At 62.8% G+C, this 26,962-nt stretch carries 25 protein-coding genes; 15 read left to right on the top strand and 10 right to left on the bottom strand.

All coding sequences use genetic code 11. The features are described from left to right. Positions 1–42 precede the first annotated feature (42 nt). The 8 genes from KEC16_RS12415 to KEC16_RS12380 all read left to right on the top strand — a co-directional run bounded on the left by KEC16_RS12415 (position 43) and on the right by KEC16_RS12380 (position 8,725). Positions 43–1,068, top strand: a complete 1,026-nt coding sequence (locus KEC16_RS12415; RefSeq protein ID WP_211549346.1) for a hypothetical protein — start codon at positions 43–45, stop codon at positions 1,066–1,068. Further along, positions 1,068–1,394 (top strand): c-type cytochrome, encoded by a 327-nt coding sequence (locus tag KEC16_RS12410; RefSeq protein WP_211549344.1) that lies wholly within the window; start codon positions 1,068–1,070, stop codon positions 1,392–1,394. Before KEC16_RS12415 ends, KEC16_RS12410 begins: the two co-directional genes overlap by 1 nt. Before the next feature lie 170 nt (positions 1,395–1,564). Next, positions 1,565–3,571: a hydrogenase 4 subunit B gene (gene hyfB, locus KEC16_RS12405; protein ID WP_211549342.1), complete on the top strand. Its 2,007-nt coding sequence runs from the start codon at positions 1,565–1,567 to the stop codon at positions 3,569–3,571. After that, positions 3,568–4,515, top strand: coding sequence for a respiratory chain complex I subunit 1 family protein (locus KEC16_RS12400; RefSeq protein WP_211549340.1), 948 nt, complete (start codon positions 3,568–3,570; stop codon positions 4,513–4,515). Before hyfB ends, KEC16_RS12400 begins: the two co-directional genes overlap by 4 nt. Further along, complete coding sequence (locus KEC16_RS12395) at positions 4,515–5,180, top strand: hydrogenase-4 component E (RefSeq protein ID WP_211549338.1); 666 nt, start codon at positions 4,515–4,517, stop codon at positions 5,178–5,180. The genes KEC16_RS12400 and KEC16_RS12395 overlap by 1 nt, the downstream gene beginning before the upstream one ends. Continuing rightward, complete coding sequence (locus tag KEC16_RS12390; RefSeq protein ID WP_211549336.1) at positions 5,177–6,670, top strand: hydrogenase 4 subunit F; 1,494 nt, start codon at positions 5,177–5,179, stop codon at positions 6,668–6,670. The genes KEC16_RS12395 and KEC16_RS12390 overlap by 4 nt, the downstream gene beginning before the upstream one ends. A 7-nt stretch (positions 6,671–6,677) precedes the next feature. Further along, a complete protein-coding gene (locus KEC16_RS12385) occupies positions 6,678–8,195 on the top strand; it encodes a hydrogenase large subunit (protein ID WP_249209152.1) in 1,518 nt (505 codons plus the stop codon). Continuing rightward, positions 8,192–8,725: an NADH-quinone oxidoreductase subunit B family protein gene (locus tag KEC16_RS12380; RefSeq protein ID WP_211549334.1), complete on the top strand. Its 534-nt coding sequence runs from the start codon at positions 8,192–8,194 to the stop codon at positions 8,723–8,725. Before KEC16_RS12385 ends, KEC16_RS12380 begins: the two co-directional genes overlap by 4 nt. Here KEC16_RS12380 and KEC16_RS12375 read toward each other — a convergent pair. Together KEC16_RS12375 and KEC16_RS12370 are read right to left on the bottom strand one after the other, a co-directional pair. After that, entirely contained in the window at positions 8,722–9,720 is a 999-nt protein-coding gene (locus tag KEC16_RS12375; protein ID WP_211549332.1) for an FkbM family methyltransferase, read from the bottom strand. The genes KEC16_RS12380 and KEC16_RS12375 overlap by 4 nt on opposite strands. 27 nt (positions 9,721–9,747) lie before the next feature. Next, positions 9,748–10,557 (bottom strand): ABC transporter permease, encoded by an 810-nt coding sequence (locus KEC16_RS12370; RefSeq protein WP_211549330.1) that lies wholly within the window; start codon positions 10,555–10,557, stop codon positions 9,748–9,750. 103 nt (positions 10,558–10,660) lie between these two features. Between KEC16_RS12370 and KEC16_RS12365 the strand changes: the two genes are divergently transcribed. Together KEC16_RS12365 and KEC16_RS12360 are read left to right on the top strand one after the other, a co-directional pair. Then, the gene (locus KEC16_RS12365) at positions 10,661–12,448 is read left to right on the top strand and encodes a DUF4153 domain-containing protein (protein WP_211549328.1); all 1,788 of its coding nucleotides are present in this window, start codon (positions 10,661–10,663) and stop codon (positions 12,446–12,448) included. Between the two features lie 32 nt (positions 12,449–12,480). After that, a complete protein-coding gene (locus KEC16_RS12360; protein ID WP_211549326.1) occupies positions 12,481–13,035 on the top strand; it encodes a regulatory protein RecX in 555 nt (184 codons plus the stop codon). A 38-nt stretch (positions 13,036–13,073) separates the two neighbouring features. Here the strand turns inward: KEC16_RS12360 and KEC16_RS12355 are convergent, their stop codons facing one another. After that, the gene (locus KEC16_RS12355; RefSeq protein WP_211549325.1) at positions 13,074–14,279 is read right to left on the bottom strand and encodes a mechanosensitive ion channel family protein; all 1,206 of its coding nucleotides are present in this window, start codon (positions 14,277–14,279) and stop codon (positions 13,074–13,076) included. 79 nt (positions 14,280–14,358) lie between these two features. Here KEC16_RS12355 and arsC point away from each other — a divergent pair, with 79 nt between their 5' ends. Then, positions 14,359–14,703 (top strand): arsenate reductase (glutaredoxin), encoded by a 345-nt coding sequence (gene arsC, locus KEC16_RS12350; protein WP_211549323.1) that lies wholly within the window; start codon positions 14,359–14,361, stop codon positions 14,701–14,703. Positions 14,704–14,781: 78 nt separating this feature from the next. Next, positions 14,782–16,902, top strand: a complete 2,121-nt coding sequence (locus tag KEC16_RS12345; protein ID WP_211549321.1) for a HAMP domain-containing methyl-accepting chemotaxis protein — start codon at positions 14,782–14,784, stop codon at positions 16,900–16,902. A gap of 20 nt (positions 16,903–16,922) precedes the next feature. Here the strand turns inward: KEC16_RS12345 and KEC16_RS12340 are convergent, their stop codons facing one another. The 4 genes from KEC16_RS12340 to KEC16_RS12325 form a co-directional block, all read right to left on the bottom strand. Then, complete coding sequence (locus tag KEC16_RS12340) at positions 16,923–18,818, bottom strand: HD domain-containing phosphohydrolase (protein ID WP_211549319.1); 1,896 nt, start codon at positions 18,816–18,818, stop codon at positions 16,923–16,925. Between the two features lie 4 nt (positions 18,819–18,822). Further along, positions 18,823–19,344, bottom strand: a complete 522-nt coding sequence (locus KEC16_RS12335; protein WP_211549317.1) for a hypothetical protein — start codon at positions 19,342–19,344, stop codon at positions 18,823–18,825. A 5-nt stretch (positions 19,345–19,349) separates the two neighbouring features. Beyond that, entirely contained in the window at positions 19,350–19,805 is a 456-nt protein-coding gene (locus tag KEC16_RS12330) for a hypothetical protein (protein WP_211549316.1), read from the bottom strand. 70 nt (positions 19,806–19,875) lie between these two features. Next, positions 19,876–20,133 carry a hypothetical protein gene (locus KEC16_RS12325; RefSeq protein WP_211549314.1) on the bottom strand — a complete coding sequence of 86 codons (258 nt, stop codon included), beginning with the start codon at positions 20,131–20,133 and terminating at the stop codon, positions 19,876–19,878. A 165-nt stretch (positions 20,134–20,298) separates the two neighbouring features. Here KEC16_RS12325 and KEC16_RS12320 point away from each other — a divergent pair, with 165 nt between their 5' ends. Both KEC16_RS12320 and KEC16_RS12315 read left to right on the top strand, forming a co-directional pair. Beyond that, a complete protein-coding gene (locus KEC16_RS12320) occupies positions 20,299–20,847 on the top strand; it encodes a sigma-70 family RNA polymerase sigma factor (RefSeq protein ID WP_211549312.1) in 549 nt (182 codons plus the stop codon). Continuing rightward, entirely contained in the window at positions 20,844–21,494 is a 651-nt protein-coding gene (locus tag KEC16_RS12315) for an NrsF family protein (protein WP_211549310.1), read from the top strand. Before KEC16_RS12320 ends, KEC16_RS12315 begins: the two co-directional genes overlap by 4 nt. Here KEC16_RS12315 and KEC16_RS12310 read toward each other — a convergent pair. From KEC16_RS12310 to KEC16_RS12300, 3 genes are all read right to left on the bottom strand, one after another. After that, positions 21,491–22,174: a DUF6969 family protein gene (locus KEC16_RS12310; RefSeq protein WP_211549308.1), complete on the bottom strand. Its 684-nt coding sequence runs from the start codon at positions 22,172–22,174 to the stop codon at positions 21,491–21,493. The two genes, KEC16_RS12315 and KEC16_RS12310, sit on opposite strands and share 4 nt — an antisense overlap. Further along, positions 22,171–23,337 carry a multiheme c-type cytochrome gene (locus KEC16_RS12305; RefSeq protein ID WP_211549306.1) on the bottom strand — a complete coding sequence of 389 codons (1,167 nt, stop codon included), beginning with the start codon at positions 23,335–23,337 and terminating at the stop codon, positions 22,171–22,173. The genes KEC16_RS12310 and KEC16_RS12305 overlap by 4 nt, the downstream gene beginning before the upstream one ends. Positions 23,338–23,459: 122 nt before the next feature. After that, positions 23,460–25,439: a protein meaA gene (locus KEC16_RS12300; RefSeq protein ID WP_211549304.1), complete on the bottom strand. Its 1,980-nt coding sequence runs from the start codon at positions 25,437–25,439 to the stop codon at positions 23,460–23,462. A 221-nt stretch (positions 25,440–25,660) separates the two neighbouring features. Between KEC16_RS12300 and ccrA the strand changes: the two genes are divergently transcribed. Next, positions 25,661–26,929 carry a crotonyl-CoA carboxylase/reductase gene (ccrA, locus tag KEC16_RS12295; protein ID WP_211549303.1) on the top strand — a complete coding sequence of 423 codons (1,269 nt, stop codon included), beginning with the start codon at positions 25,661–25,663 and terminating at the stop codon, positions 26,927–26,929. The last annotated feature ends 33 nt before the right edge of the window (positions 26,930–26,962 follow it).

Raw genomic sequence — 26,962 nt, 5'->3', positions numbered from 1 at the left:
CGTCAATATAGCATTCCTATCATCGGGGCGCTTTGGGGACCCATGGAAGAAGAACTTAAAGCCATTGCCGACAGCGACATGGATTCCATGTTCGTGCTGCCGTTGTCGATCATCCCCCTGGAAACGCCGGCCTTGCAAAGCGCCAAGCTGATCAAGAACGTGCGCCTGCAAAGCGTCATCGAGATTTTTTCCGATGAACAAACCGGTTCGGGCCAGGTGGACATCGAAAGTCTGCCGCGCATGTTCAACTGGTCGCCGGACGAATTGCACCCCGACCACGCCATTTTGCGCCGGCTGGCGTTGTTGCCCAGCTACGATGTCTATTCGTTGCGCATTTCCCTGCGGGAACATGGCATTCCGGTCAACGATTATTCGGCCTTGAAGCTGTCGCCGGACAAGGCCAACGAACTGACCAAGTACATGATCATGTTCACCCGGCCGCTGATGAAGCTGATCTATGCGGAAGAGGCGGTGAACGTTGAATCCTATGATGATCTGCTGCATCTGTTCCGTGATCCCGACGTGAAAAAGGCCCGGCAGCGGCTGGAGCAGATGGCCAACAGCCTGAACATTGATATCTGGGACGTGCCGCGCTTCTTGGAGGATTACGGCGACACCTTCTTGTCGCTGTCCTATTTCCGCCATTGCCTCGATCGGCTCGAGCCTTATTTCTCGGCCTGCGTCGATGCGATGAAGCCGATCCGCAGCCATTTCCAGCTCCGCCAGGATCAGGGGCTGATGAAGACCTGCGACAGCATCGAGGACACCATCAACAACATGTCGGCTTCCATCACCGGCCGGCTGGAAGTGTTCGAAAAGCGCACCCGCGAAATGTGGGGCAATTTGAATCAAGAGGAATTCCGTCAGGTCAAAACCCTGATCGAGCGCTATCACATCACCATCGGCGCGGTTCTGTGCGGCCTGACGGTCAAGATGAACTCGTTCGCCCGCACCTTCCCGCGGCCCAATTCCGGCGGCCCGGTCAAGCGCGCCGACTTCATGGCCTCAGAGATGATCCAGGGCATCGGCCAGATCCGCCAGGCGGAAAAAACCTTCTCGGTGAGCTGATGCGGCGGCTGGTCTGCGCCCTGCTGTTGGTCGCCACGACCGCGATACCGACCCTGGCCCTGGCCGAGGACGATGCCGCCATGCTGGAATTGGCCGACAAAAGCCGCTGCACCGCCTGCCACGACGTCCACGAGAAAGTCACCGGTCCGGCCTGGGCCGACGTCGCCAAGCGTTATCGCAATGATGCCGGGGCGCTGGAACGTCTGGTGCTCAAGGTGCGGGAAGGTGGCTCCGGCGCTTGGGGCACGGTGCCGATGTCGCCCAACAAGCGGGTGCCGGAAGAAAATATCCGCAAATTGGTGGCGTGGATTTTGGCGTTGAAATAAGCCTTTCGCCCCCTTGTTCTTTGCGGTTCCGCTGGTTAAGATTCCTCCGCTAACAACAATAAATCAAAAGCCGCAATAGCTCGGCGTCTGGGAGCACCCCGTTCGGGGTTGGAGGTTTTCTTGCGTGCATCGATCCGCCTGGGCCGCGTGCGGCCGGGAAGCCTTTTGTCATGCTGATCGCCAGCGCCTTGCTGTCGCTGCCGCTGCTGGCCCTGTTCGCCGTGCTCGCGGGCCGGCGCGAGGTCACCCATTCCATTGTTTACGCCGGCTGTTTTGTCGCCTCGGTGGCTTTGTTTGGCGGGGGGCTGACATATCTGGGGGGGCATTCCGCTTCGCCATCCTGGATCTTGCCGCTGGGCCTGCCCTGGCTTAAGGCCCATTTCAGCATCGACAATCTGTCGGCGCTGTTCCTGCTGATGATCAATCTCGGCGCTGCCGCGGCGTCGGTTTTCGCCATCGGCTACAGCCAACACCTGCCGCAACGCCGCCGGGTCACCCCGTTTTTTCCATTGTTCTTGTTGGCGATGAATTTGGTGCTGATGGCCGATGACGCCTTTGTGTTCCTGGTGTCGTGGGAATTCATGTCGCTGTCGTCGTGGTTGATGGTGGTGTCGGACCACACCGACGAGGAAAACCGCAAGGCCGGCAACGTCTATCTGATCATGGCGGCCTTTGGCACCTTTTGCCTGCTGCCGGCCTTTGGCCTGATGGCCGGTCCGGGCGGCGATTTCACCTTCGCCGCCATGCGGATCAAGGATTTGGGCCTGATGGGCGGCTTCATGGTTGCCTTGTTGACCATCCTCGGCGCCGGCTCCAAGGCCGGTCTGGTGCCGCTGCATGCCTGGCTGCCGCTGGCCCATCCGGCCGCGCCCAGTCATGTCTCGGCCCTGATGAGCGGCGTCATGACCAAGGTCGCGCTGTACGGCATGATCCGCGTCTTGCTGGATTTGCATGGCCAGTTGTCTTGGCATTGGGGGGCCGGGTTGATGATGGTGGGGGGCATTACCGCCGTCATGGGGGTGCTGTACGCCGTGCTGCAAGACGATTTGAAAAAGCTGTTGGCCTATTCCACCGTGGAAAATATCGGCATCGCCGTCATCGGCCTGGGCCTGGCCATCGCTTTCAAAGGCGACGGCCAAGTCGAACTGGCCGCCCTGGCCCTGGTCGCCAGCCTGTATCACATGGTCAACCATTCGGTGTTCAAGACCTTGCTGTTTCTGGGGGCCGGCGCGGTGATTTCGGCCACCGGCCATCGCTCGCTCACCGTTTTGGGCGGCTTGCTCAAACGCATGCCATGGACCGGGACGGCGTTCCTGGTTGGCGCGGCGGCGATTTCAGCCTTGCCGCCCTTGAACGGTTTTGTTTCCGAATGGCTGATCCTGCAATCGCTGTTCAAGGGGCCGGGCATGCCCCATTGGGCGATGAAGTTCGGCGTGCCGGTGGTCGCCGCCTTTTTGGCCCTGGCCGCCGCCCTGGCCGCCACCTGCTTCGTTCGCGCCTATGGCATCACCTTTTTGGGCCGTCCGCGCTCGGCCGATGCGGCCGAGGCCGAGGATGTCAGTTTCGGCATGCGCTGGTCGATGGCCGGGCTGGCCGTGTTGTGCGTGGTTCTGGGAGTGATCCCGGTCACCGTCACCGATGCATTGTCCCATGTGGTGCGGCCGCTGACCGGGGTGGGGTTCGCCGTTTCCGCCGATCTGGGCTGGCCCTGGCTGTCGCCGGTCTCCGCCACGCGCGGCGCTTATTCCGGCACCATCTTGATGATGTTCGGACTGTCCTTGTTCGCTATCGCCATCTTCGTCGTCCATCGCCTGGGCACCCAGGCCTTGCGCCGCGCCGATCCGTGGGATTGCGGCCACCCGGAAGACATCCCCCAGACCCAGTACACCAGTCAGTCCTTTGCCCAGCCGCTGCGGCGCGCTTTTGGTCACACCATCTTCCAGGCACGGGAAAAAGTGGTGATGCCGGAACCGGGCGACATGGCGCCGGCCACCCATAAGGTCAGCATGATCGACCCGGTCTGGTCCGGGCTGTACCTGCCGCTGGTCCGGGGGATCGACTGGATCGCCGATCACGTCAACCGACTGCAATATCTGACAGTGCGCGGCTATCTGCTGATGATGTTCCTGACCTTGGTGTTCATGCTGTTGGTGGTGGCGGTGAGGCAACAGCTATGAACGCGATGCTGTGGCAATTGGTGCAGATCGTCTTGGTGGTGGCGCTGGCGCCACTGGTCACCGGTTACGTCCGCTGGGCCAAGGCGCGGTTGAACGGCCGTCGTGGTCCGGCGCCGATTCAGCCCTATCGTGATCTGTACCGGCTGCTGCAAAAAGAAGCCATCGTCGCCCATTCGGCCAGTTGGATCTTTCGCGCCGCTCCTTACGTCACCTTCGCCAGCGTCTGGCTGGCGGCGTGCATCGTGCCGACCTTCACTACCAACATGGTGCTGGCCCCGGCCGCCGACCTGATTGCCCTGGTCGCCTTGCTGGCGGTGGGGCGGTTCTGGACGGCGCTGGCCGGCATGGATGTGGGCACCAGTTTCGGCGGCTTGGGCGCTAGCCGCGAGATGCTGATCGCCTCTTTGGCCGAGCCGGCCATGCTGATGGTGACCTTTTCGCTGTCCCTGCTGTCGGGCACCACCGCGCCGGCGCAGATCGTCGCCTTTATCCTTGCCGGCAATGTCGGGGTCGAGGTCAGTCTGGGGTTGGCCCTGGCCGCCCTGGTGATGGTCGCCCTGGCCGAGAACGGCCGTATTCCCATCGACAATCCCGCGACTCATCTGGAACTGACCATGGTGCACGAAGCCATGGTGCTTGAATATTCCGGCCGCCATCTGGCGATGATCGAGGCGGCGGCCATGATCCGGCTGACCCTTTATATCGCCCTGATCGCCACGTTGTTCGCCCCGTGGGGCATCGCCCAACCCGGAGCCGGGGCGGCGGGGGTGGTCATCGGCATGGTCGCTTTCCTGCTCAAGACCTTCTCGCTGGCCACGACGCTGGCCCTGTTCGAAACCTCGATCGCCAAGATGCGGGTGTTCCGTTACGCCGACTTCCTGGGCGGCGCCTTGCTGCTGGGCCTGCTGGCGACCATCTTCTTGTACGTCTCCGAGGCGGTGTGATGAGTCAGCAATTCAATTACGACATCGCCCACCTGATCGGCGCCACCGTGCTGATGGCCGGTTTTGGCCTGCTGTACCAGCGCCGGGTCTTCGCCGTGCTCAACACCTTCGCCTTCCAGGCCTTGGCCCTGGCGGCGGCGGCGGCGTGGCAGGCTCATATTCAAGACGCCCCCCATCTTTATTTCACTGCCGCCATCGCCTTGTTGTTCAAGGCGTTGGCGGTTCCCTTCGCCTTGCATTGGCTGGTTGAGCGCCTGGGCATTCACCGCACGGTGGAAACCGCCTTGTCCATCGGTTGGACCATGATCGTCGGGGTCGCCCTGGTGGCGTTGTCGATCATGCTGGTGCTGCCGGTGACAGCCGCGGCTTCCGCCCTGACCCGTGAATCGCTGGCCCTGGCCATGAGCGTGGTGTTGCTGGGCATGTTGATGATGATCACCCGGCGCAATGCGGTGACCCAGGTGGTTGGCTTCATGGCTTTGGAAAACGGGCTGATCCTGGCCGCCGTCTCGGCCAAGGGCATGCCGTTGGTGGTGGAAATCTCCATCGCCTTTTCCGTGCTGGTGGCGATGACCCTGTTCGGCATCTTTTTCTTCCGCATCCGCGAACGCTTCGATTCGCTCGACGTCGCTTATCTGGAAAGCTATCGCGGGGACCGGTCATGACCCTGAATGCCGTCATCGCCGCCGGCCAAGGCAACCCGCTGCTGTGGATCTTGGCCATTCCGCTGGCCGCCGCCGGCTTCTTGGCGGTGTTGCCCAGCTGGCGGCTGGCGTCATGGCTGAACATCGCGGTGTCGGGGGCCACCTTCGTCACCAGCCTGTCGTTGTTCGTGCATCGGCCTCCGGATTCGCGGCTGCTGTTCATCGACGATTTCAATATTTATCTGGTGGCGCTGACCACCTTTGTCGGCTTCACCACCGCCATCTTCTCGGCCGGCTATATTTCGCGCGAATCGGCTTCGGCCCGGTTGTCCGACCTGCATCTGCGCTTTTATCACTCCATGTATCAGGCTTTCTTGTTCACCATGTTGCTGGCGTTGACCGCCAACAATACCGGCGTCATGTGGGTGGCGGTCGAGGCGGCGACCCTGACCACGGTGCTGATGGTCAGCCTGTATCGCACCCGTGAAGCCATCGAGGCGGCATGGAAATACTTCATCTTGTGCTCGGTCGGCATCGGTTTGGCCTTGTTCGGCACCACCTTGGTCTATCTGGCGGCGCAGCCGGTGATGGGCGACGGCGCCGACGCCATGGCCTGGACCTTGCTGATCACGCGGGCGGCCGAGTTCCATCCCGATTTGTTGAATTTGGCGTTCGTCTTTCTGCTGGTCGGCTATGGCACCAAGGTCGGTCTGGCGCCGTTGCATGCCTGGCTGCCCGACGCCCACGCCGAAGGCCCGACGCCGATTTCCGCCGTACTGTCGGGATTGCTGCTTAACGTCGCCCTTTATGCCCTGCTGCGTTTCAAGATGCTGATCGCCGCCAATCCCGAGACCCTGGCCCCCGGCCCCTTGATGATCATGATGGGTCTGTCCAGCCTGTTCCTGTCCGGCTTCATGCTGTACCGGCGCGGCGACATCAAGCGCCTGTTCGCCTATTCCTCGATCGAGCATATGGGGCTGATCACTTTTGCATTCGGGATGGGCGGGCCGCTGGCCAATTTCGCCGGTCTGCTGCACATGACCATGCACTCGCTGACCAAGTCGGGAATCTTTTTCGCCGTCGGCGCCATCACCCAAAATGCCGGCACCAAGCGTTTGGCCGATATTCGCGGCCTGACCGTCAGCCACCCGATCCTGGGCTGGGGCTTCGCCATCGCCGTGCTGGCCATTGCCGGCCTGCCGCCCATGGGGGTGTTCATGAGCGAGTTCCTGGTGGTCAGTTCCACCTTCGCCCGCCAGCCGCTGTTGGCCATTCCGCTGATCCTGGCCCTGTTGGTGGCTTTTGCCGCCTTGATCACCCGGTTGCAGGCGATGCTTTTCGGGGCGCCGCCGCCAAGTCCACGCCAAGCCCACGGCAATGTCACGGCGCTGGGGACGGTGCTGGCCTATGGGCCGTTGTGGCTGCATGTGATTTTGGTGGTGATCGCCGGCCTGTGGCTGCCCGAGCCATTGGTGCGTTGGTTCGAGACCGTGGCGAAATTGTTGGGATGATGCGGTCATGATGGGAAACGTCACCTTGTTGGAATTCCTGTCCATGGGCCGCGAGGTCGCCGGCCATCGGCCCTGGCCGCGCTATCAACTGGATGGCCGAAGCTGGCGTCGGTTGGCCGAACAGATGACGGTGTCCAATTGGGAGATCCTGGCCGAATGGGCCGAGCCGGCCGAGGTTCACGTGCTGTTGCGCGGCGAGGATTCGGGGGCCATCGCCGTCGCGTCGCATCCTTGTCCCGACGGCGCCTTTTTCGCGCTGGGGCAGGTGCGGCCGGTGGCGATCCGCATGGAACGGGCCATCCGCGATCTGTGGGGGCTGGTGCCGGAAGGCCTTGAGGATCAACGCCCGTGGCTGGATCATGGCCGTTGGGGGATCAGCCATCCGTTGGGCCGGCCGCGTCAATATGACGGCGGCCGCCGCCCCTATAAATTCCTGACCGCCGAGGGCGACGGCTTGCACCAGATCCCGGTCGGCCCGGTCCATGCCGGGGTGATCGAGCCCGGACATTTCCGCTTTCACTGCCAGGGCGAGACGGTGGTGCGGCTGGAGGAACGCCTGGGCTATGTCCACAAGGGCATCGAAGGTTTGGCGGCGGGCAAGCCCATTCACGATGCCGCCCGCATCATCGGCCGGGTGTCGGGCGATGCCACCGTCGCCTATTCGCTTGCCTTCGCCCGCGCCGTCGAGGCGGCGCTGGGGCTGGAAATTTCCGCCCGCGCCCATTGGCTGCGCGGTCTGTTCGCCGAATTGGAACGCATCGCCAATCATCTGTTCGATATCGGCGCCATCTGCAACGATGCCGCCTTTGCCATCATGCTGTCGCATATGGGGGTGTTGCGGGAAAAGCTGCTGGCTGCCAATCACGCCATTTTCGGTCATCGCCTGCTGATGGATCGGGTCATTCCCGGCGGTGTCGCCGTCGATCTGAACGAAGCCGGCCGCCAGACGCTGATCCAATTGTTGCCGGTCCTGCGGCGGGGCTTCAAGCGCGCGGTGGCGCTGTACGATCACACCCCGTCATTGCTGGACCGCACCACCGGCACCGGCGTCGTTCACGGCACCTTGGCTCATCGCTTCGGCGTCTCGGGCGTTGTCGGCCGCGCCTCGTCGCGCAGCGTCGATGCCCGCCGCATGCCAGGCTATCCGCCCTATGACGATTTGGATTTCATCATTCCGGTTCTGGCCGAAGGCGACGTTCACGCCCGCATCGAAATCCGCATGGAAGAGGTGCGGTCGTCGCTGTCGCTGATCGAACAGATCTTGCTGCGCCTGCCCGATGGTCCGATTCAGGCCGCCTTGCCGTTGCGGAGCGGCGAAGGGGTGGCGCTGGTCGAATCGTTCCGGGGCGAAGTGGCGGTGTGGGTGCGGGTATCGGAAACCGGCAAGGTGGTGCGGGTGCATCCGCACGATCCATCCTGGTTCCAGTGGCCGCTTTTAGAGGCGGCCATCGAAGGCAACATCGTCGCCGACTTCCCGTTGTGCAACAAATCGTTCAACTGCTCTTATTCGGGCCACGACCTATGATTTCGCCCATCGCCAAAATGTTGGCTCGCCACCTGTTGCAAGGCCCTCACACCATCAAGGGGGCGCCGGCCGCCGACGAAGGCGGCTTGCGCGAACTGGCCGAAAGCCTGGGCCTGACCGCCCAGGCCAAGCTGGGCCGCTCGTTGGCCATTCGCGAAATCGATGCCGGTTCATGCAATGGTTGCGAGCTGGAAATCCACGCCGTCAATAATCCGGTCTACGACCTGGAACGCTTCGGCATCAAATTCGTCGCCAGCCCGCGCCACGCCGACGTGCTGCTGGTCACCGGCCCGGTCAGTTGGAACATGGCGGAAGCGCTGCGCCGCACGGTCGAGGCGACGCCGGAACCCCGTTGGGTCATCGCCATGGGCGAATGCGCCATCAATGGCGGCTGCTTCGCCGGCTCTTATGCCGTGGCCGGGGGGGCGGCGGCGGCGGTGCCGGTGGACATGACCATCCCCGGCTGCCCGCCGACCCCCATGGATATCCTGGCGGGCCTGCGGGCCTTGTTGGAAGCGGTCGAGGGTTAGGCGAACCGCCCCCGAAAGGCGTCGATCCGGCAGTGCGGCACGGCGACGATATTGAGCTGGCTGGGCAACTGGAAGCGCTGCGCCGTCAGCATGGGCACCAGGGTCAGTATCGGCGGCAGGGCCAGATCCTGCACCACGCAATCGCGATCGCCGGCAATCCAGCCGGGATAAAAAAAGCGATAGCCGCGTTCGGCAAGAAAGCGGATGGGCGCCAAGGTGAGATCGGGATTGTCGCGGTGGAGCCAATTCTCGAACACGATCAGCGGCCGAGCGGCGGCGATGGTTGCTTCGGCGCCTTGCAGCACTTCTAGTTCGTGATCCTCGGCATCAATCTTGATGACGGCGGGGGATGGCAGCGACATGTCATCGAGCCGGACCATGCGCACGATGGTGCCGCCGCTTTCACCGAGCCGGGCGAGGCCGCTTTGGATGCCATCGGAAAAGCCCATGCTGATTTCGCCGGCTTTATCGGCCAAGGCAACGTCATGGCAGTGAATGCGTTGGCTCAGTCCCGCCTGCTCCACCACCGAGGACAAATCCAGGAAGGTGGTGGGAAAAGGTTCAAAGGCGTGAACGGAACCAGTGAAGCCGGGGCGACTGGCCAGCAACAGGCTGTACCATCCCCAATTGGCGCCGACATCGAAAAAAACGTCGTTATCTCCGACCAAGAGGTCAAGCAGAGCCGAGGTTTCCGGCTCGTAGACCGGCAGGCTTTGCGGCAGATACAAGGCGCCGAATTGGGTGTTGCTGGCGTTGAACCGCATCTGGCGTTGCCGCCCATCGACCTCAATGGAAAATGTTCCCTCGCCCGACACGCCACGACGGGTCAAGAAGGTGAAAAGGCGCTTGGCCGGCTTGCCGACAAAGCGCTTGGACAAACGCCGACGCTTGCGAAAGGCGGCGCGATGCACACGGCTAAGGAATGGCAAGCTTTCCACCTGGAAAGGATTGCGCAACGCCACCGGGCAGCGGATCACATCATCATCGGAAAGCATTTATCCCCCCCCCCTTGACCTTTAGTTTTACGCTTTCAGCTTATAGCCGGTGGCCAGCATGCGCCAGGTCAGCCACAGCAAGAACGCATCGACCAGCCCGACCACGGCCAGCCCGACAGCCAACGAGCCGTCAGCATGGCCGATGAAGCCATAGCGGAAACCGTCGATCATGTAAAAGAAGGGGTTGGCCAGGGCAAAGGCGTGAAAGCCTTCGGGCAGGCGGTCGATGGTGTAAAAGGTTCCCGACAGGAACGACAACGGCGTGACGATGAAATTGGTCACCGCCGCCATGTGATCGAACTTATCGGCCCAGATGCCGCCGATCATGCCCAACAGCGACAGCATCAGCGATCCCATCACCGCGTGAAAGACGATGAAGAACAGCGCGTGGATATGGACGGTGACGAAGATGGTCATGGTCAGCCCCACCGCAAGGCCGACGACGACGCCGCGGATGACCCCGCCCAAGGCAATGGCGATGGTCTGTTCCGCCGCCGATAACGGCGGCATCAGCATATCGACGATGTTGCCCTGAACCTTGGCGATGATCAGCGACGACGAGGTATTGGCGAAAGCGTTCTGGACCATGGCCATCATGATCAGGCCCGGCACCAGGAATTCGACGAAGGGCACGCCGTGGATTCCGGCCGCCACCCGGCCCAAGGCCAGGGCGAACACCGCCAGGAACAACAATGTGGTCACCACCGGCGCCAAGATGGTCTGGAAATAGACTTTCAGGAAACGCCTGACTTCCTTGGTCAGCAGGGTACGAAATCCCAGCCAGTTGACCAATCCGTAGGTACGCGGCACGGGTGGCAGGACCAATTCGTCATTCATGCGGGGCGGCTCCATTGACTGGTCTTGCATTACCGTGAACCGCAAGCGGCGTCCAGCCCTGGATTGCCCCCATCGGCGGGCGGGTGGTACTGTTCGGCCTGGAATGCGCGAAAGGCACGCCATGATGTTGATGGAACGGCTTTCCCCCATCGGTCTTGGCCGGCTGTTGATCGGCTGCGCCCAAGGCGTCGGCCTTTATCTGCTGATCCGAGGGATGGAGAACGCCGCGCAGGGATCCATGCGCGCTTTTGTCTTGCCGCCTTTGTTCGTCGCCTGTCTGTCCGTGCCGCTGGTGGCCATGCTTGATTTGGGCCGGATGCCGATGCGGCGGTTGATCGCCTGGAGCGCGGCCGTCGCCGCCGTCCTGATCGGGTTGACCGTCCACGACATCCAGCGCCGCATCGGCGCTCATCCGTTGGATAACGGAATGTGGCAGGGGGTGGCGCCGTCCTTCACCCTGATCGCCGCCACCGCCATCATGGTGTTTGTCGCCCACGCGCTGATGAGCGCGGCGCAAGAAGAAGCAAGGCCCATCGCCCGTTATGGCCGTTATTTCGATGTCGCCTGGAAACAAGGCGTGCAACTGGCCTTTGCCGCCAATTTCACCGGGGCGCTGTGGCTGGTGCTGTTTCTGGGCGCCGCCCTGTTCGACATGCTGCACCTGGATTTCTTTTCCCGCACCATCGGCGAGCCTTGGTTCGCCTGGCCGGCGACCTTTCTGGCCCTGGGCGCCGCCATCCATCTGACCGACGTCGCCCCCGGCATCATCGCCGGCATTCGCAAGCTGGCCCTGGTGTTGCTGTCGTGGCTTTTGCCGGTGATGGTGCTGATCACCGCCGGCTTTCTGGCCGCCTTGGCGGCGACGTCGCTGGATCTTTTGTGGCAAACCAAGCGCGGCGCCGTGACCCTGCTCAGCGCCGCCGCCTGTCTGATCGTGCTGGCCAACGCCGCCTATCAGCAAGGCCCGCCGCGTGACGGCGAGGACGGCCACCTGCCGGCCAGGATTCTGGCTTGGTCTGGTTCGGCCATCGGCCCGCTGCTGTTGGTTCTGGTCGGCTTGGCCGGCTATGCCACCTTTCTCCGAGTCGACCAGTACGGGTGGACCAATGATCGCGTCATCCTCGCCGCCGTGGTTCTGGTCGCCAGCCTGTACGCCATCGGCTATGCCGGTTCCGGGTGGTGGAATGACGCCCCACGGCGATGGTGGGAGGCGACGAATATCGCCGTTTCCTTCGTCGTGGTGGGGATCATGCTGGCGGTGCTGTCGCCTTTGGCCGATCCCGCCCGCATCGCCGTTTCCAGCCAGCTAAACCGGCTGACGAGCGGACGGGTCAGCGTCGATGCCTTCGATTTCGTCTCGCTGCGCTTCGACGGCGAACGTTATGGCCAGGAAGCCTTGCGGAGCTTAAGCCAAAGCGTCGACCCGGCCATCGTCGACAAGGCCAATTCCGCCTTGCAGGCCGCCAACCGCTGGCAGGCGAAAAGCCAGGCAGGTCTGCCCAGCGCCGACGCCGTGGCCGCCAATATGATCATCCACCCCGCCGGTCAGGCCTTGCCCCCCGGATTGGCCAAGCCGGGCTTGTCACATTTGGATTGCCACCGCATGGCCGGCAAGAAATGCGACGTCGTCTTGCTGGGTCACGATGGCGGCGGTCGCGCCATGGCGGTGATGACGGAACATAACGCCGCCGCGCCCTTGCTGTTCTTTACCGGCGAGACCGATGGTCAATGGCGACACGCCGGCAATTTCGGTCTTGCTTGCGCCGATCAACGCCAAGCCTTGCTAAAAGGGGATTTCACCCTGGCGCCGCCTCTTGTTCCCGATATCGTCATCGGGACCCGTCGCCTTAGTCTGGAAGATCGTCCGACGCTTTCTCCGCGCTGCCCTTAGACAGTCATCCCGTGTCGCGCTAAGCTCCGCCCATGGCCGTTGACCGCATCCCGCCCAAGATCACCCCGTCTTATCTGGAAAATGCCGCGCTGCATTATCTCGAGCGTTTCGCCGCCTCCAGCGCCGGCCTGCGTCGTGTGCTGGCGCGCAAGATCGATCGCAGCCTCGCCCATTGGGGGGGCGAGCGGGGCGAGCACATGGCCGCTGTCGACGCCGTCATCGCCAAGCTGACCGGGTTGGGCTATCTGAACGATGCCGCCTATGCCGAGATGAAGACCCGCGCCTTACACCGCCAGGGCAAGGCGACGCGGGTGATCCGCGCCACCCTGGCGGCCAAGGGGGTGGACAGCGAACTGACCGATCAGGCTGTCGATGCCTTGGCGGACGAACACCTCCACCCCGATCTCGCCGCCGCCATCCGGCTGGCTAAAAAACGCCGGCTGGGGCCATTCCGGCTGGCCGAAGCCCGCGCCGCCTTCCGCGCCAAGGATATGGCCATTCTGGCCCGCGCCGGCTTTGATTTCGACACGGTGCGTCAGGTGATTGACGCCGACAGTTCCGAGGTCTTGGACGAAATTTTGGACTGAGACCAAATTCCGCTGAGTGAAACGCAGGGGAGGGCGGATCAGTCCGATATGGACTGAACCGTCCGCACCTTGGCCGGCGGGGCGCTGCCATCGGCATTCTCGCCGAACCACAAGGTGGTCTGCGGGAACGGAAATTCGATGCCATCGGCATCGAAGCGGCGCTTCATCCGGCGATTGAATTCCCGCATCACCGCCCATTGCTGCAACGGCTTGCTGCGGAAGCGGGCGCGCACGACCACCGCCGAGGCGTCGAAACGTTCCAGCCCCAGCACTTCCAACGGCTCCAACAGCTTGTCGCCCCACAGGGGATCAGCCTGCATTTCCGCGCCCAAATCCTTCAAGACATCAATGACCCTGTCGACATCCTCGCTATAGGCGATACCGACATCGAACACGGCATAGGCGAATTTCTTGCTCATATTGACGACGGAATCGACCGAGGAAAACGGGATGGAATGCAAATTGCCGTTGGCATCGCGCAATTGAAGCGCCCGGATCGACATGGCTTCGACCACGCCGGAATGGGGATCGATGCGGATCACGTCGCCGATGGAAATGGTGTCTTCGACCAGGATGAAAATACCCGTGATAATGTCTTGCACCAGCTTTTGCGCGCCAAAGCCGACGGCGATGCCGACAACGCCGGCGCCGGCCAGCAACGGCGCGATGTTGACGCCCAGTTCCGACAAGATGATCAGCGACACCATCACCGTCAGCACCACCCGCACCACCAGACGCAGCAGCGGCAGCAATGTGCGCACCCGGCGTGACCGTTCGATGGCCTTTCCTTCCTTGTCGGTGTGTTCCAGATAGCGATGAATCGCCCCGGCGACCACCCGCCACAGCACATAGGCCAAGGTCAGCGCCGACAAGATGGAAATGATCCCGCCGATCACGCGGGGGCCAATGCCTTGCGACAGCCATTTCGCCGCCCCGCCGCCCCAATACCACAGCAACGACCACATGGATTTTTCAATCCGGTCGGGAATGGCGTTCAGCAGGTTGCCGGCATTGGACTCGGCGGCTGCGGGCGCCCCCGGCTTGCCCTTTTGCGCCTGCAACAGCAGCTTCAACTGACCGACCAGCTTGGCTCGGGCGGTATCGTCCTCCAGTGTCGCCACCAGCTTTTCCACATCCGGGGCGGCGGTCGTCTGCGCCAAGGATGGGGCCGGAAGGGAGGCGGAAAGTCCGAGGAAAAAGGCGAGCAGAACCGCGAAAAGCGGCAGCTTCGGCATCGTGATCATTGTTTGTCCCATCTTGCCGGCAGGGGGTGCCGGCCTCACAATGGCGGCGGCCTTAATGATTTTCAAGGATTCAAAACGCATGAACGACGTGACGATTTATCACAATCCCCGCTGCTCGAAGTCGCGTGAAACGCTGAAATTGCTGCAAGACAATGGCGTCGCCCCGGTCGTGATCGAATATTTGAAGACGCCGCCCAGCGTTGCCGAACTGACCGCCATCTTGGCCAAATTGGGCAAGAGCGCCCCTGATATCGTGCGGAAAAAAGAAGCGGACGAAGCCGGGATCGACGTCAAGGCCTTGTCCGAGGCCGCCCTGATCGCCGCCTTGGCTGCCCATCCCGCCGCCATCGAACGGCCCATCGTCATCAAGGGCGACAAGGCGGCGCTGGGACGGCCGCCGGAAAGCGTGCTGGCGATCCTTTAATCCGCGGTGGCGTAACCTTTTCCCGGCAGGGGGCGAACAGCAAGAGATCGTCCCTCGCTGCGCCAGGAAATGGTGACCATGGATTTCGCAATACCCTTGCCCTTTCGCCATCTGCGCATCCGTGGTCGGCTGATCGCCGGTTTCGCCGTCATGGTCGCCATCATCGTCGTGATGGTCGGCATCACCCTGACATTGGTCGGCAATATTGGCGCATTAACCGGCAGCATTGCCGGCAAGCGGGTGCCGACGGCGGCAATCAGCGCGCGCTTGGCCAACGACATCAATGCTTCGCTGGCGGCGCTCAGTGGTTGGATGCTGACCGGGGCGGTCAGCGCCAAGCAGGAACGCGCCGCCATCTGGCGCGACATCGACAATGCCCGCGCCCAGATGGATGTGTTGTCGCTCGATTGGGATTCGGCCGAACAGCGACAGGATTGGGACGATTTCAAGGCCACCTTGGCGGAATTTGGCGCCGCCCAAGACAATGTTCAGGCCATCGCCCGTTCGGCCGAGGAACAGCCCGCGACCAAATTGCTGGTGGAAAAGGGCGGACCGATCGCGACAACCATGCTGGAGCAGATCACCGCCATCTTGAGTGATGAACTGGAGCAGCCGGCCACGGCCGAGCGCAAGCGATTGTTTGCCGTCATGGGGGATATTCGTGCCGGCATGGCGGTGAGCATGGCCAATGTGCGGGCCTATCTGCTGGCTGGCGATGATCAGTTTTCCGGGCAGTTCCAGGCGGTCTGGCCGTGGGTGCGCGAGCAGATGAGAGCCTTGGAGGCGCAGTCGTCGGCCCTGACCGCCGCGCAGAAATCCAATTTGCGGGATTTGCTGGCCGCGGCCGAGACTTTCGACGGGTTGTCGCGCACCATGTTCGAGATTCGCGCCTCGGAACAATGGAACATGGCGCAATATCTTCAACGCAGCGAGATCGTCCCCCGCGCCGAACGCTTGCAGAGCTTTCTGGCCGGGGCCAAGGGCGCGGACGGCACCCGTGCCGGTGGGTTGGTCGATCTTCATCACGCCGAGCTGAAGACGGAAGCGGCCTCCATCGCCTCGGCCATCACCTCGTTGGCGGTGGTGGAATGGACGCTTTTGGCCATCAGTCTGGCCCTTGCCTTTGTCGTCGTCGCCCTGATGGCGCGCTCCATCGTCGCCCCGATCCACCACATGACCCAGGCCATGACCCGGCTGGCCGAGGGGGAACTGAACCTCACCCTGCCGGCAACCGGCCGCGCCGACGAATTGGGGCAAATGGCCAAGGCCATGCAGGTCTTTCAAGTTAATGCGGTGGCCCGCCACGAGGCCGAACAGCGCCAGCGCGACACCCAGCAAGCCATTGCCGCGCGGGCGGCGCGTCAGGCCGAGTTGTCGCACGACTTTGACGCGGCCATGGGGCAGGTGCTGGTGCGGGTGGCCGATGCCGCCAGCACGGTGCTGAACAATGCCCAGCAGATGTTGTCGCAGGCTAAAAGCACCGACGGATTGTCCAACGCCGTGTCGGCGGCATCGCTGGAATCATCGGACAATGTCACCAAGGTGGCGGCGGCGGCAGAGGAATTGAGCGCCTCCATCGCCGAGATTTCCCGCCAGGTTTCCGAATCCTCGCGCATGGCCGAGGCGGCGACCCGGCAGGCCCGTCAGACCACCACCCGCATCGACGGCCTGGCCGATGCGGCCAACCGGATCGGTGAAGTGGTCAACCTGATCACCGAGATCGCCGAGCAGACCAATCTGCTGGCGTTGAACGCCACCGTCGAGGCGGCGCGCGCCGGCGATGCCGGCAAGGGTTTCGCCGTGGTCGCCAACGAGGTCAAGCATTTGGCCAATCAGACCGCGCGGGCGACACGCGACATTACCGCACAGGTGAGCGCGATCCAGGCCGCCACTCGCGATGCGGTCCGATCCATTGTCGAAATCGGCGAGACCATTACCGCGATCAACGATTCCTCCACTTCCATCGCCCAGGCGGTGGCCGAGCAAGGATCGGCAACCAATGAAATCGCCCAAAGCGTCGATCATGCCGCCCGGCTGACCCGAGAGGTTTCCGATCGTATGGACGAGGTCCGTTCCGCTTCGGAAGTGACCGGGCTGGCGGCGCAAGAGGTTTTGGACGATGCCCACGGGCTGGCCCGTCAGGCCGATTCGGTCAAGACCAGGGTCGAGAATTTCCTGGGGGCCATGCGCCACGCCTGACAATCCTGGCGGGACCGGTTTTAGACGTGCTTCATGCGGTCATAGACCTCAAGCACCTGGGGCAGGCAGCGGTCCAAGGCCTCGACCACATCGGGGTCGAAATGGCGGCCGGCATCGGCGCGGATGATCTCAAGCGCCTTGTCGGTGCTCCAGGCTTCCTTATAGGGGCGTTTCGAGGTCAGGGCGTCGAAGACGTCGGCAACGGCGACAATGCGCGCGGATAGAGGGATTTCCGCGCCGCGTAATCCGTCGGGATACCCGCTGCCATCCCATTTTTCGTGATGGCTTTGCGCGATCTCGATGCCGATGCGAAAGATGCTGTGCCCCAGCTCATTCATCCGCTGCTCGCACAGTTTCAACACGTCGGCGCCGATGCCGGGGTGCCGGTTCATCTCGTGGCGTTCCTCATCATCCAGCCGCCCCGGCTTCAGCAGAACCCGGTCGGCGATTCCCACCTTGCCGATATCATGCATGGGGGCGAAACGGTGCAGAGCGCGGATATAATCCCGGTCGATCGTCCCCCCATAACTTTTGACGCCGCGCAATTCATCGGCGATGAAGGTGCAATACAGGCTCATGCGGATCAGATGGTCGCCGGTTTCCGGGTCACGACTTTCCGCCAGCTTGGCCAAGCCCTGCACGGCGGCAACCACCAAGCCGTCCATGACCATGGTGCGGGCCAAGATGGCGTCCAATTGGGTGGCGATGCCGCCGAGAAAGCGCTGGTGTTCCTGCGAATAGGCGCTTGGTCGCGCCGAGGCCACGACAAGAGCGGCGCCGCCTTCACGCACGCTCAGCAACGGCAACACCAACAGACTGGCGATGCCGTTTCGACGAAGAAAATCGGCCAAGACGCCGGTTTCGGCGCTGGCGCTATCCACGCTTAACGGCATCCGCTCGCGGGTGGCTCGGCTGAGGATGGGATCAGCCATCTCGGGCCAGCCGCCGGCGATTCCATTGCTGCTTTCGGCGACGAAAGACAGCCCGTCGGGGGTGGTGACCAGCAAGGCCAATCCATCCACCGGGACGAAACGACGAAACTCGGTGCCGACAAAGGTCATGGTTTCCGCCATGTTGGAACCGCGGCCAATATGTTCGATCAAATCGAACACCGACCGCAGCCGCGACGACAAATTATTGAAGGCGGCGGTCATGCTGGCCAATTCCCGCGTTCCGGCGTTTTCGACCTGGAAGCCAAGATCGCCCGAAGCCACGCGGTCAAAGCCGGTAATGGTTCGTGCCAGCGGCCGCAAGATGCTGCGATGCATGACCCCCAAGATGAGTGCGGCGACGGCCAGCGCCCCGGTCAGCATGCCGACGATCAGCAACCGGATGACCCGCAACTTCCCTTCCATCATCGCCTGAAAGGCATGGGCCAATTCTTCGGTGGAATGCACCAAGACGGATCCGTTCGCCACCATATAGGCGGCCATGGCGAAGATCTGTGGCCGGGTGGCGTCGGCCCCACGGGCGAGATCCAGCCCCTGGCGATAGCTGCGCCACTGAGCGGCGGAACGATCAAGCTGATTGGTCGAGCGCTGATCCCAATTGCATCGCAACGCCTCGGCTTGGCCAATCAGATCGGCGGGAAGTTCACGTTCGACAAAGCCCTCGATGATCCGTTGATACAGTTCCATGTCTTCGGAAACACTGCGCTCGAACAGCCGTGCGGTCTGATCGCCGGACGTGGACGGCAACAGATCGTCACGCAGAAACTCGCCGGCTTGGTGTGGCAGCGACGAGGCCAGCACACGCATCTGACCGGCCAGATTCAAAATCTGATAATCGTGCTTGCGCAGGTTCAGTTCGTACAAAATATAACCGGTCGCCGCCGCCAGAAAAACGCAGAGCGCCGTCAGCGACCCGGCCAGCAAGGACCGCAGCGACAAACGCGATAATGATGGCGGCGGAGTCATCGTTTCATTCCTTTGGCGGCGCGTCGGGTCCCAGTCCCAGCTTACCACCGATGGCGATCAACGCGGCAACCGTGGGATCGTGACGAAACCATTCTGCCGCTTGTTCGCCGTCCGCGGCGACCTTGTTGGTCTTGGCCCAGGCGCGGACGAAGCCGTTGGCGGCGATCCATTGCCCCTTGGCCGGCTTGATCCGCTGCAAGGCGAAGACCCGAACCCCCTCGTTGGTGGCGAACAATCCATCCGCCGTTACCGTTTGGCCACAAAAAGGCAGCAGATCACGCGACGCGCCGGCGAATGGGTCGGCGTTCTTCATGGCTAAAATCAGTTTGCCGTCGCCGGTCAGAAAGCCCAGCTGGCGCCGCCCATCTCCGCAATCCTTGGGACAATCCCCGGTCAGGGCGCATTGCATATCGACCACCTTGGCGGAAAAGGTCGCCGCTTCTTCGTTGGGCAAGCCCCAGGATTCGGCGGCCATCAGCGGATGGGACGCCAAGACGGCAGCCAGGATCGCAATGGATAGACGCATGGCCGTCATTCCCCGAAAGGTTGGATGCCGTTATCGGCATGGGTCTGGTTGACGATGCCGTGATCGTCGAGCACCTGATCGATCAGCAGATAGCGGCCGCCATCGCGTTCATAAAGATCGGCTTCCACCGAAATCTCATGAGTCTGAATCTTGAGCAGACGGGGGGAGGCGACGTTCCGTTTGTCCGCGTCCGCCCGCAAGATGGTGTAAAGCGTGCCGTCGGCGGTTCGCAATCCGACGGGAATGCCGCCGACGGCGCACCAGATGGCGCATTGGTGATGGGCGGTGCCCAGCGCGTACATGATCCCGGTACTCTGACACCAGGAATCGATAACCTCGCCGGTCAGCGTGACCCGACGCGCGGTGCTGGCGCCGATGCTGCCGGCGCAAAAAGCAATCACCGAAGCCAGGCCGAACACGGTGGCGAACATGGTTTTCGACAGGTTTCTTTTCGCGGCCACGGTTTCCCCCTTTCCCGGTTTTGATGTGATCTGGCCGGCCGCATCGCCACGGCCGGCCAAAACGGAAAGGCTATTTCTTGGCGGCGCAGGGATTGGCGGCCTTGGCGGCACAGGGGTTGGCCGCCTTGGCCGCACAAGGATTGGCCGCTTTGGCGGCGCAGGGATTGGCCGCCTTGGCGGCGCAGGGATTGGCGGCCTTGGCCGCGCACGGGTTGGCCGCCTTGGCGGCGCAAGGATTGGCCGCTTGCGCATAGGCGCCGGCGCCGCCGACGGCGACAAGGCTGCCGACGGTGGCGGCGAACATCAGGGTGCGGATGGACTTGGACATGCAAAACCTCCTTGATTGAGCTCACGCGGAGCCTTACCGCGTGCAGGAAACGCACCGACCGTCTTGGCCGGCTGTATTGGAGGTTTCGTCCCTTGGCTCGGACAGGTTACTGTCGGCGCGAAATTTTTTCGATTGTGCCTCGGCGGCGGATTCAAGGACGCAGCAATGACCGGACAAGATGTCGGTGACCCGCAATGGTCCGACTGGATGGCCGCCGCCCAGGCCGGCGACCAACAGGCCTTTGTCCGCCTGTTGTCCGTGGCGCTGCCGATCGTCCGCCGCATGGTGGCCAAGCGACGGCAGGGCTTGCGCGATCAGGAAGACGTGGTGCAAGAGGTTCTGCTGACCCTGCATGTGGTCCGCCATACCTATGATCCGGCCCGGCCGTTTCTGCCGTGGCTGGCCGCCATCGTCGCCCATCGCTGCGCCGATGCCGGCCGGCGTGACACCCACCGCGTCAGACAAACGTCCAATATCGACGATTTGCCTGAAACCATTGGCGCCGTCGAAACGAACATGTTGGCAATGGATAGCGCGGCCTTGCACCGCGCCATGGCGACCTTGCCGGAAGGACAACGAAAGGCGCTTGAATTGGTGAAATTGCGCGAGATGTCGCTGAGCGAGGCATCCACGGCTTCGGGAATGTCCGAAGGCGCCCTGAAGGTCGCGGTTCATCGTGCCATCAAAGCGCTCAAAGGGATATTGGGACCATGAATACAGAGGATCTGATCGCACAATTGGGCCGTCAGGTTGTACCGGTCAAACGCTTGGCTCCGCCGCTGCATCGGCTGATGCGGGGGCTGGCGGTGATGGTTCCCCTTCTCGCGCTCATCGTTGTCGTCATGGGGCCAAGGGCCGACTTGGCCGAGCGCCTGACCGATCCGGGCTTTGCCATCGCCCATGTGGCGGCAATCGCCACCGGCCTTTGCGCCGCCTGGGCGGCGCTGGCCTCGACCGTGCCCGGAATCAGCGCATGGCGGCTGGCCCTGCCGGTGCTGCCGGCGTTGGTTTGGCTGGGCAGCGTCGGCATGGGATGTCTGCGGGACTGGGTGGTGCGGGGGACGGATTCCCTGGTGCCGGCCATTCACCCCCAATGCCTGCCGGAAATCGCCATCATCAGCATCGTGCCCATTTCCGTTCTGATGGTGCTTTTGCGGCGAGGCGCGGCCTTGAATCCGGGCCGCACGGCGGTGCTGGCGGCCCTGGCCGCTTCCGCCCTCGCCTCGGCGACGCTGGATCTGTTCCACCATGCCGAAGCCGCGATCATCGTTTTGGTCTGGCATTTCGGCGGTGTCGTCATGCTGTCGGCCGTCTTTGGCCTAATGGGACAGCGCCTGTTTCCGCCGCCGTTGCCGCGTTAGGGCGCGGCCGATTGCGCCAGCTTTTCCGGCAGCGAGATCATCATCGCCGAGGTGATCTCCAGCCCGCGATCCTCGAAAACGTTTCGGTCGGAATGGCGCGATGACCAGTCGGAGATAACGGCGTCACGGGCCAGGATCAAAGCCTCGATCTCGCGGCGATAGAGCACCAGCAGGGCGGAAAGCCAGCGGTTGAGCGGCCAGGATGGCCAGGCGACATCGAAGGCGCAGCGCTCCAGCATGGCGATGACGTCGTTCCCCGCATACCAGGTTTCCGCCGTGACCCAGCGATTGGTGGTGAACAGCCGTTCCGGCTGGCCGTCTTGGGTCATGGAAACGCCGATCAGATGACACAGCGCGTCATTGTCGCCACCCTGGGAGAGTGGGTCCGCGACGACCATGGGACGAATCCCCGTCGGCATGCCCTTGGGCCGCATGAAAATGTGGAAATGGCCATAATCGGACCAGTCTCGCCCGCCCGGGGGGTGGGCGTGAAAATAGTATTGGCCGTGGGTTTCGGGATCATAGACGTCGTCCGGCGGATAATGCTCGAACTCGGTGAAGTCGCCGAAACCGCGCAAAACCTCCCCGACCAGATTCAAGCCGCTTTTGGCGAGGACGCGTTGGCATTCGATGATCTCTGCCGCGGCACGGCGCAACGCTTGGGCCGAGGGTTGGGTCATGGGCGGGTAACCTCGCGTTCGAACAAAGTAAAGCGGTTGCGTCGCGCCTGGGCGTCGGCCTCGGCGATCAGGCGGGCGGCGGCGCTGGACTTGGGCAGGTCGCGCAACAGGCCGTCATAGACATCGTGGTCATAAAAATCATCGGGGTGCACTTCCAGCCAGAACCGCACCCGGCCGCTGGCCGGCCAGGGCATGTCGAGCCCCGCCGATTGACCGGGCGGCAGACGGCTGTCGAAGCGTTCGATCCAGTCGCCATCAATGAAGGCGACCCGGCGCTGAATGACGTGCTCGCGCGCGCTGCCGGGGATGACGGCGCCGTTCTCGTCAAGGCCAACCGCCTTCAGCATGACCTTGGGCGTCACATAGGTGGGAAAAGCGTGGCCGGTGGCGGTGTTGGTCAGGCGGAAGCGGGCAAAGCCGGTTTCGGCGCTGAATTGCGCCGTCACCCCGGCGGCGACCATGGCGGGATCATGGATGCCGCGCCACAGATGGCGGCGGTCGGGCATGTGGCACGATTGGCAAGACTGGCCATTGCGGCCGGCGGGGCTGGCCTGCCACTCGACCATGGTGTTTTCCAGCGGTTTGCCGTTGATGGCCATGTCTTGGGGAAACTGATGACAGGCGGCGCAAAAATCCGATCGTTCGAAATCGCGGCTGCGGGTGACGCCGCCATGGGAGCCATCGGCGGGCGAAACGCCCACCGCGCCGCCATCGCGCTGCGGCGGGCCAAAGCGGCGGTGATTGCGCAGATGACAGCCGCCACAGGAATTACCCTGGGCCGCCAATCCTTGTGCCGTGGGCAGATGGCCCTTGCCGGCGGCGCGCGCCGCATCAAAGGCTTGTTTTTGTTCGGCCAGCGGGGCGTGACAATTCAGGCAAGAGTGCACGTCCTCGGAATCGAAGGTCAACAATTGGCCGACCAAACCGGGGGAAAACGCCTTGGCATGCAGGGATGTGCGCCATTCCGCCAGCTTGTCCGCATGGCACAGGCCGCATTCTTGCGGTCGCAATGATTTTTCTTCCGCGCTCCAATCCTTTGGCGCCTCGCCTTGGGGCGCCAAGGGGTGGCGCCAATATTCCTGGGGCAAAGTCTCGGCGTTCCCGCCATATGTCAGGGCGGATTGCAGCAAGACAAGAATGACGACGGCAACACGTTTCCTCATGGGCACCTGCACGCGGGCAAAGACGGATCTGCCTTGCTGTTCGCCCGTGCCCGGCGAAAGGTTACCGGTCGCCGAGAAAGCGGATAGCCAAGGTTTCCCCCTTGGCTATCCGTGCGTCGTTCTCAGGCCGCTTGGGCGCGGCTGCCGACCAGTTCGACGATGTCGCCCATGATGGTGGTGATGTCGTAATCCTTGGGCGTGTAGATGCGGGCGCAACCCGCCGCCAACAAGGTCTTTTCGTCCTCCGGCGGGATGATGCCGCCGGCCACCACCGGGATGTCGCCAATGCCGGCGGCGCGCATGCGTTCCAGCACTTCGGTGACCAAGGGAATGTGGCTGCCCGACAAGATGGAAAGACCGACCACGTGGACGCCTTCTTCCAGCGCGGCGTTGACGATCTGCGAGGGCGTCAGGCGGATACCTTCATAGACCACTTCCATGCCGGCATCGCGGGCGCGCACGGCAATCTGTTCGGCCCCGTTGGAATGGCCGTCCAGGCCGGGCTTGCCGACCAGCATCTTGACGCGGCGGCCCAACTGGGCCGACACCGCCTCGACGCGGGCGCGGACTTCGACGATCTTGTCGCCACGGGTGCCGGCGGCGGCGCGGGAAACGCCCGTCGGCGCCCGGTATTCGCCGAACACGTCGCGCAAGGTCTGCGCCCACTCGCCGGTGGTGACGCCGGCATGGGCGGCGGCGATGGAAGGCTCCATGATATTGCGGCCTTCGGCGGCGGCGGCATGCAGGGCGGCGATGGCCTGATCCACGGATTTTTGCTCGCGCCCGGCCTTAAAGGCCCTGAGACGTTCGATCTGCTCGGCTTCCACCTTGGGATCGACGGTCAGGATCGAGCCGTCACCGCCGGTCAGCGGGCTGGGCTCGGTTTGGGTCCACTTGTTGACGCCGACGACGACCTGGTCGCCAACTTCGATGGCGCCGATGCGCCGGGCGTTGGCTTCCACCAATTTCTGCTTCATGTAGCTGGATTCCACCGCCGCAACGGCCCCGCCCATGTCGTCGATGCGCTTAAGCTCGTCGCGCGCCCCGGCCATCAATTCATCCACCTTGCGCTGGATTTCGGTCGAGCCGTTGAAGATGTCGCCGAATTCCAACAAATCGGTTTCATAGGCGACGATCTGTTGCAGGCGCAACGACCATTGCTGATCCCATTCACGCGGCAGGCCCAAGGCTTCGTTCCAGGCCGGCAGCTGGACGGCGCGGGCGCGGGCATCCTTGGACAGCACGACGGCCAGCATTTCCAGCAAGATGCGATAGACGTTGTTTTCCGGCTGCTGTTCGGTCAGGCCCAAGGAATTGACCTGGACGCCATAACGGAAGCGGCGGGCCTTTTCGTCGGTGATGCCATAGCGGGTGCGGCAGATTTCGTCCCACAGATAGGTGAAGGACCGCATCTTGCACAATTCGGTGACGAAGCGGATGCCGGCATTGACGAAGAACGAAATGCGGCTGACGACGACCGAGAAATCTTCGGGCGGGACCACCGGGCGCACGGTGTCGAGCACGGCGATGGCGGTCGCCAAGGCGAAGGCCAGTTCCTGCTCCGGGGTGGCGCCGGCTTCTTGCAGGTGATAGCTGCACACGTTCATCGGGTTCCACTTGGGAACTTCGCGATAGGTAAAGGCGATGACGTCGCTGGTCAGGCGCAAGGAATGCTGCGGGCCGAAGATATAGGTGCCGCGCGACAGGTATTCCTTGATGATGTCGTTCTGGGTGGTGCCGTTCAGGGCCGACCGTGCCGTGCCCTGCCGCTCGGCGGTGGCGATGTACAAGGACAGCAGCCACGCCGCCGGGGCGTTGATGGTCATCGACGTGTTCATCTTCTCCAGCGGGATATCCTGGAAAAGCGTCATCATGTCGCCAATATGGCAGATGGGCACGCCGACCTTGCCGACTTCGCCACGGGCCAGGACGTGATCGGAATCATAGCCGGTCTGGGTCGGAAGGTCGAAGGCCACCGACAGACCGGTCTGGCCCTTGCCCAGATTGGCCCGGAACAGCTTATTGGATTCCGCCGCCGAGCTGTGGCCTGAATAGGTGCGGAACAGCCAGGGCTTCTCGCGGGCGGGGGTCTTGTCCGTCATGGGTCGCTACCTTCCTGCATTGGCGCGTTATCAACGATATAAAGCCTCACGAGAGTTTAGGCGGAGAGACCTAAAATTTCTCGATATTGGCCCTTCGCGAAACAAACTATCATTTTGTGCATTGCGAAGAAAGCCGCAAAACGCTAAAACGAAGCACTGCCGCGCCCATTGGGCCAGCGGCATCGACAGATTACCAGCTTGCCATGCAGGGAGTGAGTGGGATGAGCGAAGTTCAGGCCCAAGTGAAGAAGGACCTTTACGAAATCGGTGAGATCCCGCCGCTGGGTCATGTGCCGAAGCAGATGTATGCCTGGGCCATCCGCAAGGAACGGCACGGCAACCCGGACACCGCCATGTTGGTGGAAGTGGTCGATACCCCCGACATCGATCCGCATGAAGTGCTGATCATGGTGATGGCGGCCGGCGTCAACTACAACGGCGTGTGGGCGGCTCTGGGCAAGCCCATTTCCCCCTTCGACTATCATAAAGAGCAATACCACATCGCCGGCTCGGATGCCGCCGGCGTGGTGTGGGCGGTGGGCGCCAAGGTCAAGCGCTGGAAGGTCGGCGACGAGGTGGTCGTCCACTGCAACCAGACCGATGGCGACGACGAGGAATGCAATGGCGGCGATCCGATGAATTCGCCGACCCAGCGCATCTGGGGCTATGAAACCGCCGACGGCTCGTTCGCGCAGTTCACCCGCGTTCAGTCCCAGCAGGTCATGCATCGGCCCAAGCATCTGACCTGGGAAGAATCGGCCTGTTACACCCTGACCCTGGCGACGGCCTATCGCATGCTGTTCGGTCATCGTCCGCATGTGCTGCGGCCCGGTCATAACGTCCTGGTCTGGGGCGCCGCCGGCGGCTTGGGCTCCATGGCCATCCAGCTGATCGCCGTGTCGGGCGCCAACGCCATCGGCGTCATCTCGGAAGAAGACAAGCGCGACTTCGTTCTTGGCCTGGGGGCCAAGGGCGTCATCAATCGCAAGGATTTCGATTGCTGGGGGCAGTTGCCCGACGTTGACGGCGACCAAGCCGTGTTCGCCGCCTACATGAAGAAGGTGCGCGAGTTCGGCAAGGCCATCTGGGATGTCACCGGCAAGGGCAACGACGTCGATTTCGTCTTTGAACATCCCGGCGAGGCCACCTTCCCGGTGTCGTGCAACGTGGTCAAGCGCGGCGGCATGGTGGTGTTTTGCGCCGGCACCACCGGCTTCAACCTGACCTTTGACGCCCGCTTCGTGTGGATGCGGCAAAAGCGTATCCAGGGCAGCCACTTCGCCAACCTGCTCCAGGCCAGCCAGGCCAACCAGCTGGTGATCGAGCGCCGCATCGATCCGTGCATGTCGGAATGCTATTCGTGGGATGAAATCCCGACCGCGCACATGAAGATGCTGAAAAATCAGCACAAGCCCGGCAACATGGCGGTTCTGGTTCAGGCCAAGAAGCCCGGCCGCTATACCGTCGAGGATTGCATCGAAGGCGAATAAGGCCTCCAATATAGCCCCCGCCGCTGCCCGGCG

Origin of the sequence: Magnetospirillum sulfuroxidans (genome assembly GCF_018224925.1) — a bacterium.
GTDB lineage: Bacteria > Pseudomonadota > Alphaproteobacteria > Rhodospirillales > Magnetospirillaceae > Magnetospirillum > Magnetospirillum sulfuroxidans.
This window is presented reverse-complemented; position numbering and strand designations above follow the sequence as displayed.

Bases quoted from the DNA above. Each gene is read 5' to 3' on its own strand.
- hyfB (WP_211549342.1), top strand. From the start codon at position 1,565: ATGCTGATCGCCAGCGCCTTGCTGTCGCTGCCGCTGCTGGCCCTGTTC.
- KEC16_RS12410 (WP_211549344.1), top strand. From the start codon at position 1,068: ATGCGGCGGCTGGTCTGCGCCCTGCTGTTGGTCGCCACGACCGCGATA.
- KEC16_RS12305 (WP_211549306.1), bottom strand. From the start codon at position 23,337: ATGAGGAAACGTGTTGCCGTCGTCATTCTTGTCTTGCTGCAATCCGCC.
- KEC16_RS12415 (WP_211549346.1), top strand. From the start codon at position 43: ATGGAAGAAGAACTTAAAGCCATTGCCGACAGCGACATGGATTCCATG.
- ccrA (WP_211549303.1), top strand. From the start codon at position 25,661: ATGAGCGAAGTTCAGGCCCAAGTGAAGAAGGACCTTTACGAAATCGGT.
- KEC16_RS12335 (WP_211549317.1), bottom strand. From the start codon at position 19,344: ATGCGTCTATCCATTGCGATCCTGGCTGCCGTCTTGGCGTCCCATCCG.
- KEC16_RS12300 (WP_211549304.1), bottom strand. From the start codon at position 25,439: ATGACGGACAAGACCCCCGCCCGCGAGAAGCCCTGGCTGTTCCGCACC.
- KEC16_RS12325 (WP_211549314.1), bottom strand. From the start codon at position 20,133: ATGTCCAAGTCCATCCGCACCCTGATGTTCGCCGCCACCGTCGGCAGC.
- KEC16_RS12380 (WP_211549334.1), top strand. From the start codon at position 8,192: ATGATTTCGCCCATCGCCAAAATGTTGGCTCGCCACCTGTTGCAAGGC.
- KEC16_RS12400 (WP_211549340.1), top strand. From the start codon at position 3,568: ATGAACGCGATGCTGTGGCAATTGGTGCAGATCGTCTTGGTGGTGGCG.
- KEC16_RS12320 (WP_211549312.1), top strand. From the start codon at position 20,299: ATGACCGGACAAGATGTCGGTGACCCGCAATGGTCCGACTGGATGGCC.
- KEC16_RS12375 (WP_211549332.1), bottom strand. From the start codon at position 9,720: ATGCTTTCCGATGATGATGTGATCCGCTGCCCGGTGGCGTTGCGCAAT.
- KEC16_RS12370 (WP_211549330.1), bottom strand. From the start codon at position 10,557: ATGAATGACGAATTGGTCCTGCCACCCGTGCCGCGTACCTACGGATTG.
- KEC16_RS12340 (WP_211549319.1), bottom strand. From the start codon at position 18,818: ATGACTCCGCCGCCATCATTATCGCGTTTGTCGCTGCGGTCCTTGCTG.
- KEC16_RS12310 (WP_211549308.1), bottom strand. From the start codon at position 22,174: ATGACCCAACCCTCGGCCCAAGCGTTGCGCCGTGCCGCGGCAGAGATC.
- KEC16_RS12395 (WP_211549338.1), top strand. From the start codon at position 4,515: ATGAGTCAGCAATTCAATTACGACATCGCCCACCTGATCGGCGCCACC.
- KEC16_RS12360 (WP_211549326.1), top strand. From the start codon at position 12,481: ATGGCCGTTGACCGCATCCCGCCCAAGATCACCCCGTCTTATCTGGAA.
- KEC16_RS12365 (WP_211549328.1), top strand. From the start codon at position 10,661: ATGCGCGAAAGGCACGCCATGATGTTGATGGAACGGCTTTCCCCCATC.
- KEC16_RS12355 (WP_211549325.1), bottom strand. From the start codon at position 14,279: ATGATCACGATGCCGAAGCTGCCGCTTTTCGCGGTTCTGCTCGCCTTT.
- KEC16_RS12390 (WP_211549336.1), top strand. From the start codon at position 5,177: ATGACCCTGAATGCCGTCATCGCCGCCGGCCAAGGCAACCCGCTGCTG.
- arsC (WP_211549323.1), top strand. From the start codon at position 14,359: ATGAACGACGTGACGATTTATCACAATCCCCGCTGCTCGAAGTCGCGT.
- KEC16_RS12345 (WP_211549321.1), top strand. From the start codon at position 14,782: ATGGATTTCGCAATACCCTTGCCCTTTCGCCATCTGCGCATCCGTGGT.
- KEC16_RS12385 (WP_249209152.1), top strand. From the start codon at position 6,678: ATGATGGGAAACGTCACCTTGTTGGAATTCCTGTCCATGGGCCGCGAG.
- KEC16_RS12315 (WP_211549310.1), top strand. From the start codon at position 20,844: ATGAATACAGAGGATCTGATCGCACAATTGGGCCGTCAGGTTGTACCG.